Source organism: Tissierella sp. MB52-C2 (assembly GCF_030931715.1).
Classification (GTDB): Bacteria; Bacillota; Clostridia; order Tissierellales; family Tissierellaceae; genus Tissierella.
The window spans coordinates 3775595-3792732 of sequence record NZ_CP133261.1 but is presented as its reverse complement, the minus strand read 5'-3'; the positions used below and the strand labels follow the sequence as shown (position 1 = coordinate 3792732).

The window sequence follows — 17138 nt, the reverse complement described above, 5'->3', positions numbered from 1 at the left end:
CTCATTGATGGAAGGCTAAAATATATTTATCTTTGGAGTGATGATTGTGTTTAAAGCAGATGTTTATCAATATACCGCCCTATCCGATGGTATAAAGAAAATTTACACCAATAATGACGAGTTAACGGAATATGGAAACAGGGGTATTCTTAACCCTAATGAGGTCTCTTATTATAGCTTGTTTATCAATGGGGTATTGCAGCCAAGGATTAACTATGAAATTGAACAAGGCCTTCTTACTCTTAAAACTGAAGATGTTCCTTTAAAGGATTCTACTATAATTATTAATTTTGTTACCTTTAGAAATAAAGTATCTACTAAGCTTAATTCTGCCATAGCTGAAGGTATCTTACCTTCAGGACATATCTCTATAGGCCCCGTAACAGATATGGATATTAGCATTGAAAATACTGTGGATTCTTATTTAAAACTAGAAAAAGCTATTATATCTGGACCTGAATCTATTCCCACAGGTCTTACAGCCATTTGGGAATCCAGGCTGACAATAAGTAATATAAGCAATATTCCTATTAATAATATTGTTGTAACAAATAATATTCTGCTGGACTCTATATTAAATGTAGAAAGTTTCTCTCCGTCTCATGGAAATATCCTTATAGACAATAAGGTTATTACCTGGAATATAGATATTTTAAATACAGGTGAATCTGCTACCGCAATTTTTAGGGTAGAAGGTTTCTTCAATGCTAGTGGTATCCGATTTATTAGTAGCGGTCTATCAACTGGAAATACTATTCTAGGTCCCATAACAACCAATATTATTGGTGGAAACTCAATAGATGTTGGTAAAGGATTAGATATTATCACAGCCATTACATCAGGTCCCATAAAAGTAAATATTAAAGAAACTAACACATGGAGAGTAGAAATAAAGTTATCTAATCTTAGTGATGATAATGTATTTAATATTTTGGTAACAGATACATTACTTATTGATACTATTCATAATATTAAAATCGTAAATATATCCCATGGAACTGCTTATTTAAAGAACAATGAAATCCTTTGGGAAATTGATATACTAAAAAAATCAGAAAACGCCATCATCGTAATAGATATAATCGGTTCATTTGCTCTAGATGGATTTAGAAGCTTAGATACCGCTCTAGGGGTTGGGAGTATAAATTCCGGTAAAATATTTACAAATCCTTCGCAGGATTTTCAAATCATTGTGTATCCAGCTTCAAATCCGGTAAAAAGGCAATTGTTACTACAAAATATCCTATTAAGTAAACCTTTGGTTGGATTCTTAGGCAATTTTAGGAAATGGAAGTTTTCTCTTAAAATCACCAATCTAACAAATGATATTTTAAAAAATATCATTGTAGCAGATTATATTCTGCTTGATGAGATTAACTATATCCGTACTCTATTTATAAATTCCGGTCAAATTTCCATATCTCATGACTCTATTATATGGAATATTGAAGAACTCTCTCCTGGGGAAACCTTAACTGCTATTTTTGAAATCGAAGGTCTTTTCAATAATGCTGGGTTACATTCTCTCAGTAGGGCTATTGCTTCAGGTCTAAGTCCAGATTCTTGCATATTATCAGACATATCTTCTGGGGCATCTATTAAAGTTATTGACTATATCAATGATTTTAAAAATACATGCGCCATTGTCCGCAAAGTTTTCTCTCAATATCAACAAAAAGTTTGCTTTGAAGCTATTAAAGTAGGTATCGGTGACAATACCTTCAAGAGTATTTTATTTAAATCGGGATTTATTATAGAAGACAGTCTAATAATTACTGATATAGTAGGTAAACTAAATTTTAAGAGAGTTAGATTTCTATTAAAAATACCATTTGAAATAATCACTACAAATAATACTATAATCAAAGGTTATCTTCCCAATATATCTAAAGATATTATCATGTTTATGCCAGAATCAAGAGATGAGTTTTCATTTGATATTATAGTAGAAACCAGCTCCAAACTTTTACAAGAACCTATTAAATTAAATAGTCAATTAAACTTTCCAGTAGGTGTATTTATCGTTATCAAAGCAACAGGAAAGGTACAAATGTTAATACCTAGTCTTAAATCTCTCCCTGATCCTTGCAATTGTCAAGAATTCAATGAGAATTATGTCTGTGATATTTTTAAATTTAAAGATTTTCCCGATTTTTTTCCATTACAAAATAAGCCATTTGGTCAGAGCAAGCAAATAAAAACCAGTAAAGATAATCAATGTCCCAATATATTTGGTAATCTAACTATTAAAAAATATATTACATCAGGACCTGTAGCAGTCAATTTCAATACTATAAATACTTGGAGAATAGAAATTAAAATAGTCAATAATGGATATGGTCCAGTTAGTAATATTTTTGTGACAGATACTTTACTATTGGATGATTTAGTTGATTTTAATATTATCAGCCTTACTCAAGGTACCATCTCTCAACAAAACAACCAGATTATCTGGGATATTGGAACCTTAAATTCTAATAGTGCTATTGTAATGGTGGCAGAAATCACAGGTTCTCTTAGCAACAAAAGAAGTGGTATTCTTAAAGGAGAAAGGTATCAATATAATACGGTTTCCGATGGAATTAAAAAAGAATTTACAAATTATGATGAACTAATAATATATGGTAACAGCGGCATACCTAATCCAGATGAAGTCTCCTTCTATAATCTTTATATTAATGGAGTATTACAACCTAAAATCAACTATGCGGTAGAAACAGGTCTTATAACTCTTAAATTAGTAGAGCCTCCTAGAAATGAAGTGCCTATTATTCTTGAATATTTAATAATAAATGATGAAAATCACCAGCTTCTAAAAGCAGAACTTTATCAGTATAACACCGTTTCCAACGGAGGGAAAATTTATACAAATGAAGATGAATTAATTATGTATGGAAATAAGGGAATTCTTGACCCCCAGCATACTTCTTATGAAAATCTTTTTATAAACGGAGTCATCCAGCCAAGTATCAATTATATAATTAAAAAGGGTCTTCTTCTATTAGAAGTAGAATATCCACCTATTGAAGGAGTTCCTATCTCTATACAATTTATTTCTTTATTTTTATAGAAGAATTAGATTTAACTTTTTTTGAAACTTATTAATGGAAAGTTTCTGCTTCTATTCCAGTAGAAAGGGATGGTTTAAACCATCCCTAGCTAAAATAAAGTAAATCCTATTGTTCCCGATAATATTCCTATTATAGCTCCTGCTATTACATCTCTAGGGAAATGTACTCCGCCTAAAACTCTAGCTAATGCCAATAATATCCCTAAGAACATCAAAACAACTCCCATAGGAGGCAGAATATAATAAAAGGCTGTTGAAATTACAAAGATAGAGAATACATGACGAGATGGAAAAGATTTTCCCTTAGTATCCTTTTTAATAATAGAATCTATATTTAGTACTTCATAAGGCCTAGATGCATTAAAAACTTTTCTAAAAATACTTACTAACACAAAAGAAATACCAGGTGTCAATAACACTCTCCAAAATCTAGCGTCATGGTTATATGCTAATATCATAAGAAGAATCAGATACAAGCAATATACTAATATGACTGTACTATTATTAATTGCCTTAAGTATTTGTGGTCCATATTTATGACTATATATTAGCTTTGTAATCTTTGCATATGTATTCTCATTCATAATATCACCAACTTTCATTTAATATTTATCTATAGTTAGGACTTCTTCTATATTTCTCGTCTCCAGTTCCTTGGTGCAAGTAATGCTATTATGGTAAATAACTCAAGCCTACCTAAAAGCATAAGAAAAGAGAAAAATGCCTTTGAAATTTGACTATATCCAAAAAATGTACTAGTAGGTCCTACAAATCCTAGACCCGGCCCAATATTCCCTAGAGTCGCAGCCACTGAACTAGCTGCACTTTCCAAATCTACACCTTCTAAGGATACTAAAATAGTAGATAATGCAAATATAATAATATATAACCCTATAAAACTATTGATACCTGCTATGGTTTCATTGGGAAGTATTTTATCGTTTAATTTAACTGGCTTCATAGCTCTAGGATGAAATATTTTCAATATTTCTCGTTTAATTAACTTCAACATAATAAGTATTCTAATAACCTTCATACCACCAGCAGTAGAACCTGCACTGGCTCCTATAAACATAAGTAATAGTAAGATAGCCTTACTAAAGGTTGGCCAAATATCAAAGTTAGCTGTGGAATATCCTGTTGTAGTCATAATAGATCCTACTTGAAAAAAGGAGTCTCTAAAGGCTAATCCTAGATTTGAGTAAACTGTACTATATAAATTAATGGCAATAGATAATACTGCTACCCCTACAATTATAAAATAAAGTCTTAATTCTTCATCTTTTAGAACATCTCTCCATTTTCCTTTAAACAAGGAATAATACAGAGAAAAATTCACACCTGAAAGTACCATGAAACTACCTATTACTAAATGAATATAAGTACTATTATAAGCTCCTACACTGGCATTTTTAGTAGCGAATCCACCTGTACCTACTGTACCAAAGGTATATACTAAAGAATCAAATAAAGACATGCCTCCAAATTTTAAAAATATCACCTGAATTATTGTAATAGCAAAATAAGTACCATAAAGAATTTTAGCAGTATCTCTTATTCTTGGTGCTATTTTTCCTGCAATAGGTCCTGGACTTTCTGCCTTAAATATTTGGAATGCCCCTATACCTAAAGCTGGTAACAATGCCAAAGTAAATACCAATATCCCCATACCACCTATCCAGTGAGTTAAAGAACGCCAGAATAAAATCCCCATAGGTAATACTTCTACATCTGCTATTACTGTGGCACCAGTTGTTGTAAATCCAGATACTATTTCAAAAAATGCGTCTATATAAGTTGGAGTACTTTCCGATAGATATAGAGGCAATGCACCAAATAATGATATTAAAAACCAGCCTAAAGATACAATTGCCAAACCTTCCCTGGCACTAATATGTTTATTTTGATTTCTCTTTCTCAATAAAATAAATCCAATTATGGATGTTATTAGTATTGTTATTAGAAAAGGCACTTTATCCCCTTGATTTGTATATAAGGATATAAGTAAAGATGGTACCATAAGTGCCGACTCTAATATTAATATACTACCTAATACCCTTAGTACGATTCCATAATTCACTTAATACGCCTCCCTTATGGGTCTTAAAGAACATCTTCAAGGTTGGTAAGTCTTCCTTTAGACAAAATACTACTATTCTGTCATTAGCATTTATTACAGTTTTTCCATTAGGTATTATAACTTTTCCCCCATGAACTATAGCTCCAATTATTATACCTTTAGGTAGTTTCAACTCTTCTAAAGTCTTTCCTACTATAGGAAGATCTTTTCCTATAATTATTTCTGTTACTTCTCCATCTCCACCAATTAGTAGTGATACAGATACTATTTTGCCACCACGAATATATTTCAATATATTACTTGCAGTAATATAGATTGGATTAAAGGCAGCGTCTACTCCCAGTCTATCTATTATCTTAGTATAGTTTTCTCTACTAATCTTTGATATGGTTTTAGGAACCCCTGCTTGCTTAGCCATTAATGCCATAAGTAAGTTTTCTTCATCATAGCCTGTGGTTCCTACAAAGGCATCCATGGAAGATATTCTTTCTTCCTCCAGTAAGTGTATATCTGCACCATCTCCATGAATAATAAGTACATCTCCTAAAACCTCTGATAACTCCTGACATCTTTCCTTATCCTTTTCTATTAATGTAACAGATATATGAGCCTTAGATAATTTTTCTGCAAGATAATATCCAATATTACTTCCTCCAAGTATCATTACATTTTCTATTTCCTTTTTAGTTATATCCTTAGTAAATCTATCATTTAAATTATTTATATCAGAATTTTTCCCTATGACATGAATTATATCATTATCAATAAGCCTTGTGGTTCCATCTGGAATTATTATATTACCATCTCTAGATATGGCTGTAATAAGCAATCCTTCAAAATTCTCCAATTCCATTAGTTTCTTACCCACAAAGTCCTTCATATGTTCAATATTAAAATCAATCATTTGAACCTTTCCACTGGCAAAATCTCCTGAATAAAAATTATAGCTTTTTAGTAAATATTTTTCTATGACTTGAGCCGTAGAAAAATCTGGATTAATAATATTATCAATTCCCATTTCCTTCTTTATAAAGTCTATCTGCTGCATATATTCAGGATTTCTAATACGTGCTATGGTTCTTTGACATCCCAATTTCTTTCCTAATGAACATATTAAAGTATTGGTTTCATCACTATCCGTTGAAGCTACTAAAATATTATATGTTTCTATGCCCAATTCTTTTAGAATATTTATATCAATACCATTCCCTAAAACAGTCAGAACATCTAAATGTTCATTTACAAAATCTATTACCCTTGGATTGTAGTCAATTACTGTAACATCTATATCTTCTAGCACCATAGTTTCTGCCAATTTATATCCAAGCTTCCCTGCCCCTATTACCATTATCTTCACAATTTTCACCCCTCGTTTATCTACCTTTCATCTACTAATTGTTTTTTGTCCACATTGGAATTATATAGTATACCTAATACTACAATTAATCCGCCTATTATTTTCCCCTTTGAAACATGGCTTAGTCTTAAGTAGTCTATAATTATTCCTGTAAATATTTGTCCTATAAAAATCAATAGAGTACTATATATAGTTGGTATCTTAGGGATTATAACATTTGAGCTGGCCACAATGACAACTCCCAAAGCACCGCCTAAAAACGCATAAAAAGGTATGTTGGCTAAGCTTTCCATATGTAAGTATTCTCTTAATCCCATGGTTATAAGCAGAGTAACTATTAATCCTCCTATGTAGTTGATAAATGCTCCTTGGAATACTCCGATTCTCTTTGCTAAACTGGCGTTTACTACCATTGATAATATAGTGAGAAATCCTCCAATTATTGCTAATATTATATATATCATATTTTTAATCTCCTTAATATATGGTCATTATAATGATTCCAACTAATATAATTCCAAAACCTACAATTTTTTTCTTATGAAACTTATAAGTATCCATACCCATTAGTCCATAATGATCAATAGCTGAAGATAATATTAATTGTCCAAAAACTCCCAGTGCTAAAGTTAAAGAAGCTCCCAAAGCAGAAAAACTTATATTATTTGCTAATACTAACAAAACTCCAATAGCTCCACCACTATATAGATATAAAGGTACTTCCTTCTTAAACACAGGCTTAATCTTTTTAAATATTAAAATACCTAAAATCGCCGTAAGTCCAACTATATGAATTACCAATATAGATAGATAATTACCTAAATAACTATCTAGTGTTCCATTGAATGTTACCATTATGGTAATCAAAACACCTATAAAAATTGCATAAAATCTATACATCTGTCTACCTCCTTATTCCAATTTATTGTATCAGAAATAATTATATTTATATATAGATTTTCTTAAATAATATAAATGTTCTTTCCCCATAACTATATATAGTTATGGAAAAAGAACATTTCTTCAAATCTATTTATTTTAAAACAAAACCATATTTAACTGGATCATCTTCATCAATTACAAAATGATTAAATCCCGTTATAAAGGATGATCCTGTTATTTCTGGAATAATAGCTTTAAATTCACCTACTGTAGTTTCTTCAAGAACTCTTCCTTTAAATTTAGTATTTATAATACTTTCATATACAAAGGGTTCATTTAATCCTAATTCACCCTTAGCATACAACGTGGCTAGCTTAGCACTAGTTCCTGTTCCACAAGGTGATCTATCTACTTGTCCACTTCCAAATATAACTACATTTTGATAATCAGCATCTTCACTCTTAGGTTCTCCATAGACTTCAACTAAGTCTACAGTCTTTATATGCTTCTTAGTTGGATGCTCTACTTTTATTTCCTCATTTATTATTTCCCTTAACTTCATTGCTCTTTCAGCTAATATATTTATATCCTTCGTATTTATTTCCACACCTAGTTCACTATCTCTTACTATGGCGAAAAAGCTTCCACCAAAGGAAATATCAAAGGTTACTTTGCCTACTCCTGGTAATTCTACTTGAATATCTTTTTTATATAAAAACGAAGGGACATTTACTACTGAAACCTCTTTAGCTTTTCCGTTTTCTACTTTCACCTTTGCTTTAACCAATCCAGCTGGAGCCTCTAATACTATATCTGTAAAAGGCTCAGTTACATTTACCATACCTGTTTCTACTGCAACTGTGGCTGTACCCATGGTTCCATGACCACACATATTTAAATATCCGCCACTATCCATAAATATTATACCTAAGTCAGCTTCTTCTAAAGTAGGTGCAGCAATAATTGCACCAAACATATCTTTATGCCCTCTTGGTTCATGCATTAAGGCTGTTCTTATGTAATCTAAATTTTTCTCTAAATACTCTTTTTTCTCCGACATAGTACTTCCTGGTATAACAGGCAATCCACCAGTTACTATTCTAGTTGCCTCTCCCATAGTATGAGAATCTATAGCTTGTAAACTCTTTGAAAAATTCATCTTTTTCCCTCCTGGAAATTATGGTTAGAAAGGTTTAAAGGCATAAGCCTCTAAACCTTTGCAATATATTCATATGGCAGTGGAACTATTTTACCTGGTGAATCTATTTCTACTAGTTTTTGTAAAGATTCCTTACAGATATTATACTGCATCTCTGTATCGTGTGGAGCTCCTGCATTTGCTCCCATTGGTACTAATGGTGCAACTGCCCTTGGAGTACCATTCTGTCTTACTACTGGAGGAAGAGCAGCTATTATAATAGTTGGTATACCTGCTTCCTCAATCGCTCTCTGCACAATCACGGCAGAGCGGTGGCAAGTACCTCATCCAGCTGTTAACAGTACAGCATCTACTCCTTCTTCCTTGAGTATCTTTGCAATCTCTGGACCTGTCTCATTTTTAAACTTTTCCTGATTTCCTCCACCACCCATGAATCCAACGTGTACTGGAGCTACTGATTTTATAATTCCATCCTTTGCAAGTTCGTGTAATCTATCTATAGGAAACATACAGTTAATATCTTTATTTACATCTCCATTATCATATCCACCATGGGATACCATTAATTCCTGTGATGGAGTAGTATCTTTAACTTTTCTAAAAGTAAAATCTCCTGCTAAGTTAAATCTTTCATCTGTCTTTTCATGAACACCAGCTGCTGTAACTAAAGCAACTACCATATCCTTTAATTCCTTAGTTACAGGAGTCCATACTGGAGGTGGTGTAATTGGTACAAATATTTCTGATTGTAATCCTTTTATTACTGTCATACTTTATACCTCCTTATCTTTTTTACTTAAATTACTTATATATTTTTCATTAGGTTCTTCTTTTAAAACTTCCACATAACTCATACTCAAACCCACTTCTTGACCTACTTGTAAGGGATAGTCTGTAATTAACATTCTCATGGGAATTTTTAAAAATCCCATTCTGCCTTTAAAATCTATACTTACAGCACCATCGCTTATTTCAACTATAATTCCTTCCATATACCTAGCATTATCAGTGTATTTCATAATTTCACCTTATTTTATATTAACTATATTTCTTTCTTCTCTTCTCACTCATAGGTAAAGAAGTTTCATTATCTGGTCTTGCTATTTTCTTATTCGTCGCCTTCTCTATTAATTGTAAATTGTTCTCTTTTATATCCTTGTTCCATTTTCTTTCAGGAGCTTTAACTTCTTCTCCTGCCATAGCTGATTTTAACATTGCTAATATTCTAAGTGCATCATCATGAGTTAAAGTGTTACAGGAAAGTATTTCATTTTCAATTCCTGCCTCTGTTTTGTTAAGGTCTATCATATGAGTCATATACTGATTTCCAACTACCAAAGCACCTTGTACAGCACAGAAAGATGCTCCAACTACTGGAGTTCCCCTCATTCCTATTTGCTCAATATGACTTGCAAAGTCGATATGGTTGTTTCCAAATCCTTCTGTAGTAACTACTGCACCATCAGCATCCATGGCCTCTACCGTCATACCTACTCTCTCTGATACATAGAATTTCTCAGAGTTGATTTGAGGACTACCTACTAGTACAACTCCACATAAGTCCACTTCCTCATCTCTTAGAGCTTCTATTACAAGAGGCTCCCTAAAGTAATGTCTTGAACATTCCTTTGTAGCAGGTCCTATACAAGTAAGAGCATGAATAGCCCCATCTAGTATTTCTAAAGGTGAACAAACTATTGGAACATTTCCAAGGTCAACATTAGGCTTAGCTCCTAATATTCCAACTGGTTCAACAGGAAGAATTAAATTATCATGCATTGCTCCTTGTCCCATGATTTCCTTAACTATTACTACTTTTTTCTTATCTGGTCTTCTTTTCTGAACAAATTCTTCTTCATTAACTACTAAGCATTCATCCAAAGTCTTTAGGACTTCTCTTATTTCTTGAGTAATGAAATCTGAAGCTTTATGAGCTGCCAACGGTCCTGGTCTTTCCATGTTTGTATTAGCCTTTATTGTAACTTCAGTCTTAATAAATATATCTCCCTTATCTGGAGCCCCTGGTCTATTCCACATTATATTTTCTTCAAGAATTCCTTCTGATGAACCAAACTCACCTATTTGGACTCCATTTTCATCAGTACCTGTTACCATCATAATTACTCCATCAAGGACTCTAGTAAAACCTTGTCCTAATTTGCCTCCTTCTTCTTTCGTAGCTATTGGCTGAATATCCATTATGGTTTCAGAATAAGTATTGTATTTATCAGGTGTGATTATTTCAACTTTAATATTCTTAACTAATTTATCTACCTTTACTGCATCTTCCCCAATATTTTCTCTGATATATAGAGTTGTTCCTTCAATCTTAGTTTCTTCACCAAACTTTACTTCTGTTATATTAAAATGTCTTTTAACTAGTTTTCTAACTATTTTCTCAGGTTTTTTCTTAGGTTCTTCTACAACTATGTCCTTTATAGTTTCTTTAGCCTCTACTACAGGTGTAGATAGTCCAAATATTGGAACCTCAATGTCTATACCCTTACCCTCTGCAATTTTAATTTTAATTACTCCGCCATTTCCAGTAGATATAGCCGGTGTAGATTCTTGGGCATCAAATCCTTCTAGGACTTCTTTTGTTACTGGAGTTAAAGCAGGAGTATCTTTAGATAATTTCTTTCCTATGACTTCTTCCCTAGTAAGTACTTTATCATCAAGTTTAATAAGCAATGAATCCTCTAGTTTCTCAAAGTTCATAGGATTCTCCAGATCCTCTGCTGTTATTATATCTCCAGCTTTCATATTATTTTTAAATACTGCCTTTTCATTTCCATTATCCAATTCTATATTTTTAACTTCTGATTCTAAAGTCTTCATTCCCTCTAGTATTTCTGGAGTTAATGGTGTTAGTGAATCTATAGTTTTTAATACTTTTGCTCCTATAGCCTCTCCAATCTTTACTGGTGTTTCTGGTATAGTTAATAACCCAGAGTCTACAAGATCAGGAAATATTCCTGGATCCTCAAGATTACTTGCTGATATTATAGTTCCAGCTTCGACTCTACAACATACTACAGCAACTTCATTCTTTAGTTTTTCTGCTAATTCAGCACTTATTGCCATTTTGATCCTCCTTCAATGATTTATTCTTCCACTGGAAGTCTTCTAGATAATTCATGGTCTACAGTTCTAAATATATGATCTGTATGGTGATATACACCTACTCCCATTTTAGGTGCACAAGCCATTACAGTATTTGTACAATCACTGCAATTAGAAATTAGAACTCTTTTTGCACCATTTTTCTTTAAGTCCATTATACCTTGAACCTGCCCTGGGCAATGTCCTGGCGTTAGACATTTATTTGCACCTCGTATTTCCACAAGGTTCTTACACTTTGTAACTGCTACTACTTGAGACTTCATCTTTCCTGCTATATCTCTAAGTCTAGTTTCATCTGCACCACAGGCACATACCAATAATCCTAGGGGTCCTTCAAATTCTGGTAAAGGTATGGTAACTATGGCACCGCCAGATGTCTTTGTGACTACAGCTCTCTCAAGATCAGAAGCCTTTCCTGTATATGGACCTCCAATTATTACTTCTCCAAAATCTCCATCAATTCCACCACATTGTTCTATAAGTTTCTTTATTGGAGTACCTATAGGCATTTGGAAAAACACATTTGATTCTTTCCCGCTTTTAAGCTTTCCACCTATGGTAATGTCCTTATCTATTACAGGCTTTAAATCTTCAACAGCCCTTGTTAAATTCGCCAAAGTCTCTCCATTCATCACTACACATTTTGCCTCTATTGGAAGCTGAGTAGGCTCTAGCCAAGCACCAAATATCTCATAGATTATAGCTCTTTCTTCTCCCATTGGATACATATCCCTTAATTCTTTTACTTCTACATCATCTTTATCGCCAATAGCTTTTCTCAATGAATCTATAGCTTTTTTATTTTTAGCCTTTATCGCTATATATCCCTTTGGTGCTTTTGTAGCTTCCATGGCATATCTTATGCCTTTTAACACTATTTCAGGATTTTCTTCTAAAAGTCTTATATTATGGTTTAAAATTGGTTCACATTCTATGCAATTTGCAATAATATATCCATCTGGAATTTCAGATTGCAACTTTATATGAGTTGGAAAACCTGCTCCACCTGCTCCCACTATACCTGCCTCATAAGCTGTTTCTACTATACTATTGCATTTCTTTATTTTTATATAATCCTTATTGTCTAGATCTTCTGCTTCAATTTCTATATGTTCTTCTGTTATTTTTATAACTTTTCCAGACACACTTGTATGTATCTTAGCACCAAGACCATTAGGCTCTGCTATACATTGTCCCCTCTTTATTTCATCTCCCATATTTACTACAGGTGTACAAGGAGCACCTATATGCTGCTTTAAAGGAATTACATATAACTCCATAACTTCATCCTCCTACTAACAAATTATTGTCCACTTATTATATATGCAATTATCAGACCAACTTTAGAGAAAGTTATAATCTTTTTCTTATTTACTTGTTACAATTACTATAAATCTGTATTTTACAAGGTTTCAGTTATATGTTTTTTCGTTTAATTCCTTATTTGTTTGTTAATATTTTAGCATTTATAACCGTGATTTTATAATTAAGACCTATTTATGTCAGATTGTTGACATAAATAGGTCTTATATTTAATTTTTTATTATAGATAAATCTAATTAAGTTCTAATATTCATATTATTTATAGTTCAAAGCATTGGTATTGCTACATCTATCATTACAGAATAATTAATGTCAATTTTTGATACACCAATGTCATTTTATTGACACCCCAATATATAATATTAGAGATACTTAGTCAAACCATATAAATTCAATTTATAATATAAAGTTGATCTTTTTATATTTAGCAATTCTGCTGCCTGTACCTTGTTTCCCTTAGTTTTTTCCAATGCATTTATAATTATATTCTTTTCAAATTCTTCTACTGCTCCTTTAAAGTCAAAGGGAATCTTCCTATCTAAATCTATAAAAGATGTTACATTTGTACTATTGATTATTTCTATTGGAATATCCTTAGTCTCGATTTCATTGTCTTGAGATAGAATAACTAACCTTTCAATAGTATTTTTAAGTTCCCTTATATTTCCTTTCCAAGGATAATCTGTCAATACCTTCATGGCATCTCCTGTTATATATAGATTTTCCTTATTGTTTTTCTTTGAAAACTCCAATAAAAAATCTTTTATAAGCTCTGGAATATCTTCTTTTCGCTCTCTAAGAGGTGGGATAGATATGGTCACTACATTTAGTCTATAGTATAAGTCTTCTCTGAATTCACCATTCTCCATCAGTTTGTGTAAATCCTTATTAGTGGCAGCGATTATTCTCACATCAACTTTTATAGGTTTACCGCTTCCTACCCTATATACAATACCATCTTGTAAAACTCTTAAAAGTTTTGCCTGCATCAGTAATGGCATATCTCCTATTTCATCTAGAAATAAAGTCCCTCCATTAGCCAATTCAAATTTTCCTGGTCTCCCCTTTTTATATGCCCCTGTAAATGCACCTTCTATATAACCAAATAATTCTGATTCCAATAGATTAGATGGTATTGCACTACAATTAACAGGAATAAAGTCTCCTTTTCTTTCACTTTCTTCATGTATCGACCTAGAAAATACTTCTTTACCTGTTCCACTTTCTCCAGTTATAAGTACACTGGCATCAGTCTTAGCCACTTGTTTAGCTATGGTCATGGCATCTATTAATGCCTTAGATTTTCCGATAATTTTGCCAAAGAAGTATTTATCTTGAGTAATTTCCTTCATTTGCTGTTTTAATATCTCTACCTTTGTTTTTTCCCTATCTAATTCCATATATAAATTTGTAATTTCATTTAAATCTCGATCTGTAGATACAGCACCTATTAATTCTCCCTTATATATAAGAGGTATAGCAGATAGGATTACATCCGTCTCTCCTTTTGGATTATGCTTAAGATTTTGGAATGTCTTTTTTTCTTTTAATGCCCTTAAAAGTATGGGATCTTTGAAGAATTTTTCAATATGATTACCTACAATTTCCTTAGCTTTTATATTATATAGCTTCTCAGAGCTAAAATTCCAAAAAGTAACAATTCCTGATGTATTTATTACACATACTGCTTCATGAAGATTTCCAAGTATGAGCCTTAATTGAAGTTCTATTTCTCCAATATAATGTTCTGTCAGCTTAATCACCTACTTAGGTTATTTATTTTTATATATAATTGTATCATAAATAAATCTTAATGTACTTATATTCCATGGAATTATTATATTTGGATTAAAATAAATCAAATAGAATTTTAGCTTTTTATAATATTTTGGGTATAATAATATTAAGGGCGGTGAGATATGAATTATCTTATATTTTATGTAAAATGACATTAATAAATTAAGGGAGTTGGGATTATCGAAACGGATAGTGAAGACCCAGATGCTGATTATGACTTTACTATTTATCTAAGGGAAAACCTCAAATTATCTCATGAGTATAACCCTTATACAAAAGAAGTATTTTTAGATATTTTCGAAGTAATAAATGGTAGAGAAACTGCTATAGGTGAATTAAAAGGACATTTTTTCAACTTATGTAAGCTTTACAATGATAAGCAATTAGATAATATTATTTCTTTTCTTCATCAATATGATGAAGAAACTTTTGACATTTGTAATAGTTTAATTAAAGAGACATCATGCTATAAAATGAGATGTGAAAACATTTATCACCTAGACCGTTTTTTCATTTACCCAGAATATAGAGGTAGTGGTGTTGGAAGGCAGGTTTTAGATACTTTTGAGAAGAATATAGACTTATTTGTAAACAACAATGTTAGATATATAGGACTTTTCCCCGACCCTATTACTGAGGACTTAGAATATGATTCTATGGAGTCCATGAGTAAGGAAGAAAGAGATATAGCTGTTAAACATTTAAAGCATTTCTATTCATCTCTAGGATTTGTAGAAATGAAAACCAATTCAAATTATATGTATTTAGATTTAAATCATTTAAATTTATATAAGAGGCAGCTTGTCAATGAAGTCATTTATCAATAAAACCAGCTAAAAATAGCTGGTTTTACTTTATGATCTTTTTCTTAGTAATTTTTCCTTCTTTTTAAGATTTAATTGTTCTTTCTTTGCAGCAAACTTAGCTTCTTTCTGAAGCTTTATATAGTTATCCCACCTATCATGACTAAGTTCTCCTGTTGTCAATGCGGATTTAATTGCACAGCCTGGCTCCTTATTATGGCTACAGTCTTTAAATTTACATAATCTACTTAATTCTTCTATCTCCGAAAATGTAGTATCTAGTCCATCTTGAGTATTCCAAAGTGCAAGTTCTCGCATTCCAGGTGTATCTATTATCATAGTCCCATTACTTAATGTAATTAATTGTCTATGGGTTGTAGTATGTCTACCTTTACTATCATCTTCTCTAATATCATTAACCTTCATTATCTCTTTTCCAGCAAGAGCATTTACTAAAGAAGATTTACCCACACCTGATGAACCTAGAAATACTATGGTTTCCTTTGGTTTAAGATACTTCCTCAATTCATCTATACCTTCTCCAGTAACTGAACTAATATAGAAAATTGGTAGTCCTATGGCAATATTATCTATCTGTGAACTATATTCTTCAGTATCGTCAACTAAATCTGACTTAGTTAAAACTATCGCTGGGTTTGCTCCACTTTCCCATGCAATGGCAAGATACCTCTCAATTCGCTTTATATTAAAATCATAGTTTAAAGATGAGATTATAAATACATGGTCAAAATTAGCAGCAACCATCTGTTCTTTTTCATAATGGGAATCATATCTAGAAAATTTACTTTTTCTCTCTAATACATAGTGAATTATATCTTCTCCATAAGGATTTCCTTTAACTAAAACAAAATCACCTACAGCTGGATATATGCTATGTTTATCATTGTAAAATATAGATCCTTTAAGCCTTGCTCTTTTTTCTATATTATCATAGATTATTGTATACATTTCTTTGTGTACTTCAGTTATTCTCGCTGGTATAAGATCATCTTTATCTTCATTAATTAATTCTATTTGATTTTTAAAGTAATCTGTAAATCCATAATTGTCCATATTATTTGTCATGTAATTCCTCCAAATTCATTGATTTTCCGTTAATCTTTATATATTTAATATTTAAATTTACACTTAGTTTCATAAAACCCCACTCCTTTCAATTTATTAAAAATGGGCACAAAAATACCGTAGACAAAACCATCCATGGATATCTACGGTAATACTATCTAATTATTAAATTTTCAGTAGATGTGAAAGGTTGATTTCTACGGCACAAGGTTTGTTGCATAGCAAAAAAACATAGCATCAACTACCTATTCCTTGGCCAATATTTGATTTTATTTAAGTTTCACCATTGTCATTATTATCATATTCCATCAACTCCTCACTATTTATATAATTCAAGTATATAGATGAAAAATACCATTGTCAAGTATATGGCTTGTACTTATTAATATTTTTATATTCTTATGGTTAATAAATTAAACCAGGGATATAGTTTTATCTCTGGTTTATTGTAATTCTTA

14 protein-coding genes are annotated in these 17138 nt (G+C 31.7%); 2 read left to right on the top strand and 12 right to left on the bottom strand.

Annotation, left to right across the window (positions count from 1 at the left end; genetic code table 11):
* Nucleotides 1–46 precede the first annotated feature (46 nt).
* Complete coding sequence (locus RBU61_RS18970; protein ID WP_308877245.1) at nucleotides 47–3070, top strand: DUF4183 domain-containing protein; 3024 nt, start codon at nucleotides 47–49, stop codon at nucleotides 3068–3070.
* An 89-nt stretch (nucleotides 3071–3159) separates the two neighbouring features.
* On the opposite strand, the gene RBU61_RS18965 is transcribed toward RBU61_RS18970, so the two are convergent.
* From RBU61_RS18965 to RBU61_RS18915, 11 genes are all read right to left on the bottom strand, one after another.
* A complete protein-coding gene (locus RBU61_RS18965) occupies nucleotides 3160–3654 on the bottom strand; it encodes a phosphatase PAP2 family protein (protein WP_308877244.1) in 495 nt (164 codons plus the stop codon).
* Nucleotides 3655–3701: 47 nt separating this feature from the next.
* Entirely contained in the window at nucleotides 3702–5150 is a 1449-nt protein-coding gene (locus tag RBU61_RS18960) for a TrkH family potassium uptake protein (protein WP_308877243.1), read from the bottom strand.
* Entirely contained in the window at nucleotides 5116–6498 is a 1383-nt protein-coding gene (gene trkA, locus RBU61_RS18955; RefSeq protein ID WP_308879846.1) for a Trk system potassium transporter TrkA, read from the bottom strand. Before trkA ends, RBU61_RS18960 begins: the two co-directional genes overlap by 35 nt.
* A gap of 29 nt (nucleotides 6499–6527) precedes the next feature.
* Nucleotides 6528–6971 carry a DMT family transporter gene (locus tag RBU61_RS18950; RefSeq protein WP_308877242.1) on the bottom strand — a complete coding sequence of 148 codons (444 nt, stop codon included), beginning with the start codon at nucleotides 6969–6971 and terminating at the stop codon, nucleotides 6528–6530.
* A gap of 13 nt (nucleotides 6972–6984) precedes the next feature.
* Entirely contained in the window at nucleotides 6985–7407 is a 423-nt protein-coding gene (locus RBU61_RS18945) for a DMT family transporter (RefSeq protein WP_308877240.1), read from the bottom strand.
* 133 nt (nucleotides 7408–7540) lie between these two features.
* Nucleotides 7541–8548, bottom strand: coding sequence for a proline racemase (locus RBU61_RS18940; protein ID WP_308877239.1), 1008 nt, complete (start codon nucleotides 8546–8548; stop codon nucleotides 7541–7543).
* A 50-nt stretch (nucleotides 8549–8598) separates the two neighbouring features.
* Complete coding sequence (gene prdB / locus RBU61_RS18935) at nucleotides 8599–9318, bottom strand: D-proline reductase (dithiol) protein PrdB (RefSeq protein ID WP_308877238.1); 720 nt, start codon at nucleotides 9316–9318, stop codon at nucleotides 8599–8601.
* 3 nt (nucleotides 9319–9321) lie between these two features.
* The gene (locus RBU61_RS18930; protein WP_308877237.1) at nucleotides 9322–9567 is read right to left on the bottom strand and encodes a CBO2463/CBO2479 domain-containing protein; all 246 of its coding nucleotides are present in this window, start codon (nucleotides 9565–9567) and stop codon (nucleotides 9322–9324) included.
* A 19-nt stretch (nucleotides 9568–9586) separates the two neighbouring features.
* Entirely contained in the window at nucleotides 9587–11632 is a 2046-nt protein-coding gene (prdA, locus tag RBU61_RS18925; protein WP_308877236.1) for a D-proline reductase (dithiol) proprotein PrdA, read from the bottom strand.
* 20 nt (nucleotides 11633–11652) lie between these two features.
* The gene (gene prdC, locus RBU61_RS18920) at nucleotides 11653–12951 is read right to left on the bottom strand and encodes a proline reductase-associated electron transfer protein PrdC (protein ID WP_308877235.1); all 1299 of its coding nucleotides are present in this window, start codon (nucleotides 12949–12951) and stop codon (nucleotides 11653–11655) included.
* 405 nt (nucleotides 12952–13356) lie between these two features.
* Entirely contained in the window at nucleotides 13357–14757 is a 1401-nt protein-coding gene (locus RBU61_RS18915) for a sigma 54-interacting transcriptional regulator (protein WP_308877234.1), read from the bottom strand.
* A 507-nt stretch (nucleotides 14758–15264) separates the two neighbouring features.
* Between RBU61_RS18915 and RBU61_RS18910 the strand changes: the two genes are divergently transcribed.
* Entirely contained in the window at nucleotides 15265–15618 is a 354-nt protein-coding gene (locus RBU61_RS18910; protein ID WP_308877233.1) for a GNAT family N-acetyltransferase, read from the top strand.
* 27 nt (nucleotides 15619–15645) lie between these two features.
* Here RBU61_RS18910 and rsgA read toward each other — a convergent pair whose 3' ends face one another.
* Nucleotides 15646–16680, bottom strand: coding sequence for a ribosome small subunit-dependent GTPase A (gene rsgA / locus RBU61_RS18905; protein WP_308877232.1), 1035 nt, complete (start codon nucleotides 16678–16680; stop codon nucleotides 15646–15648).
* Nucleotides 16681–17138 lie beyond the last annotated feature (458 nt).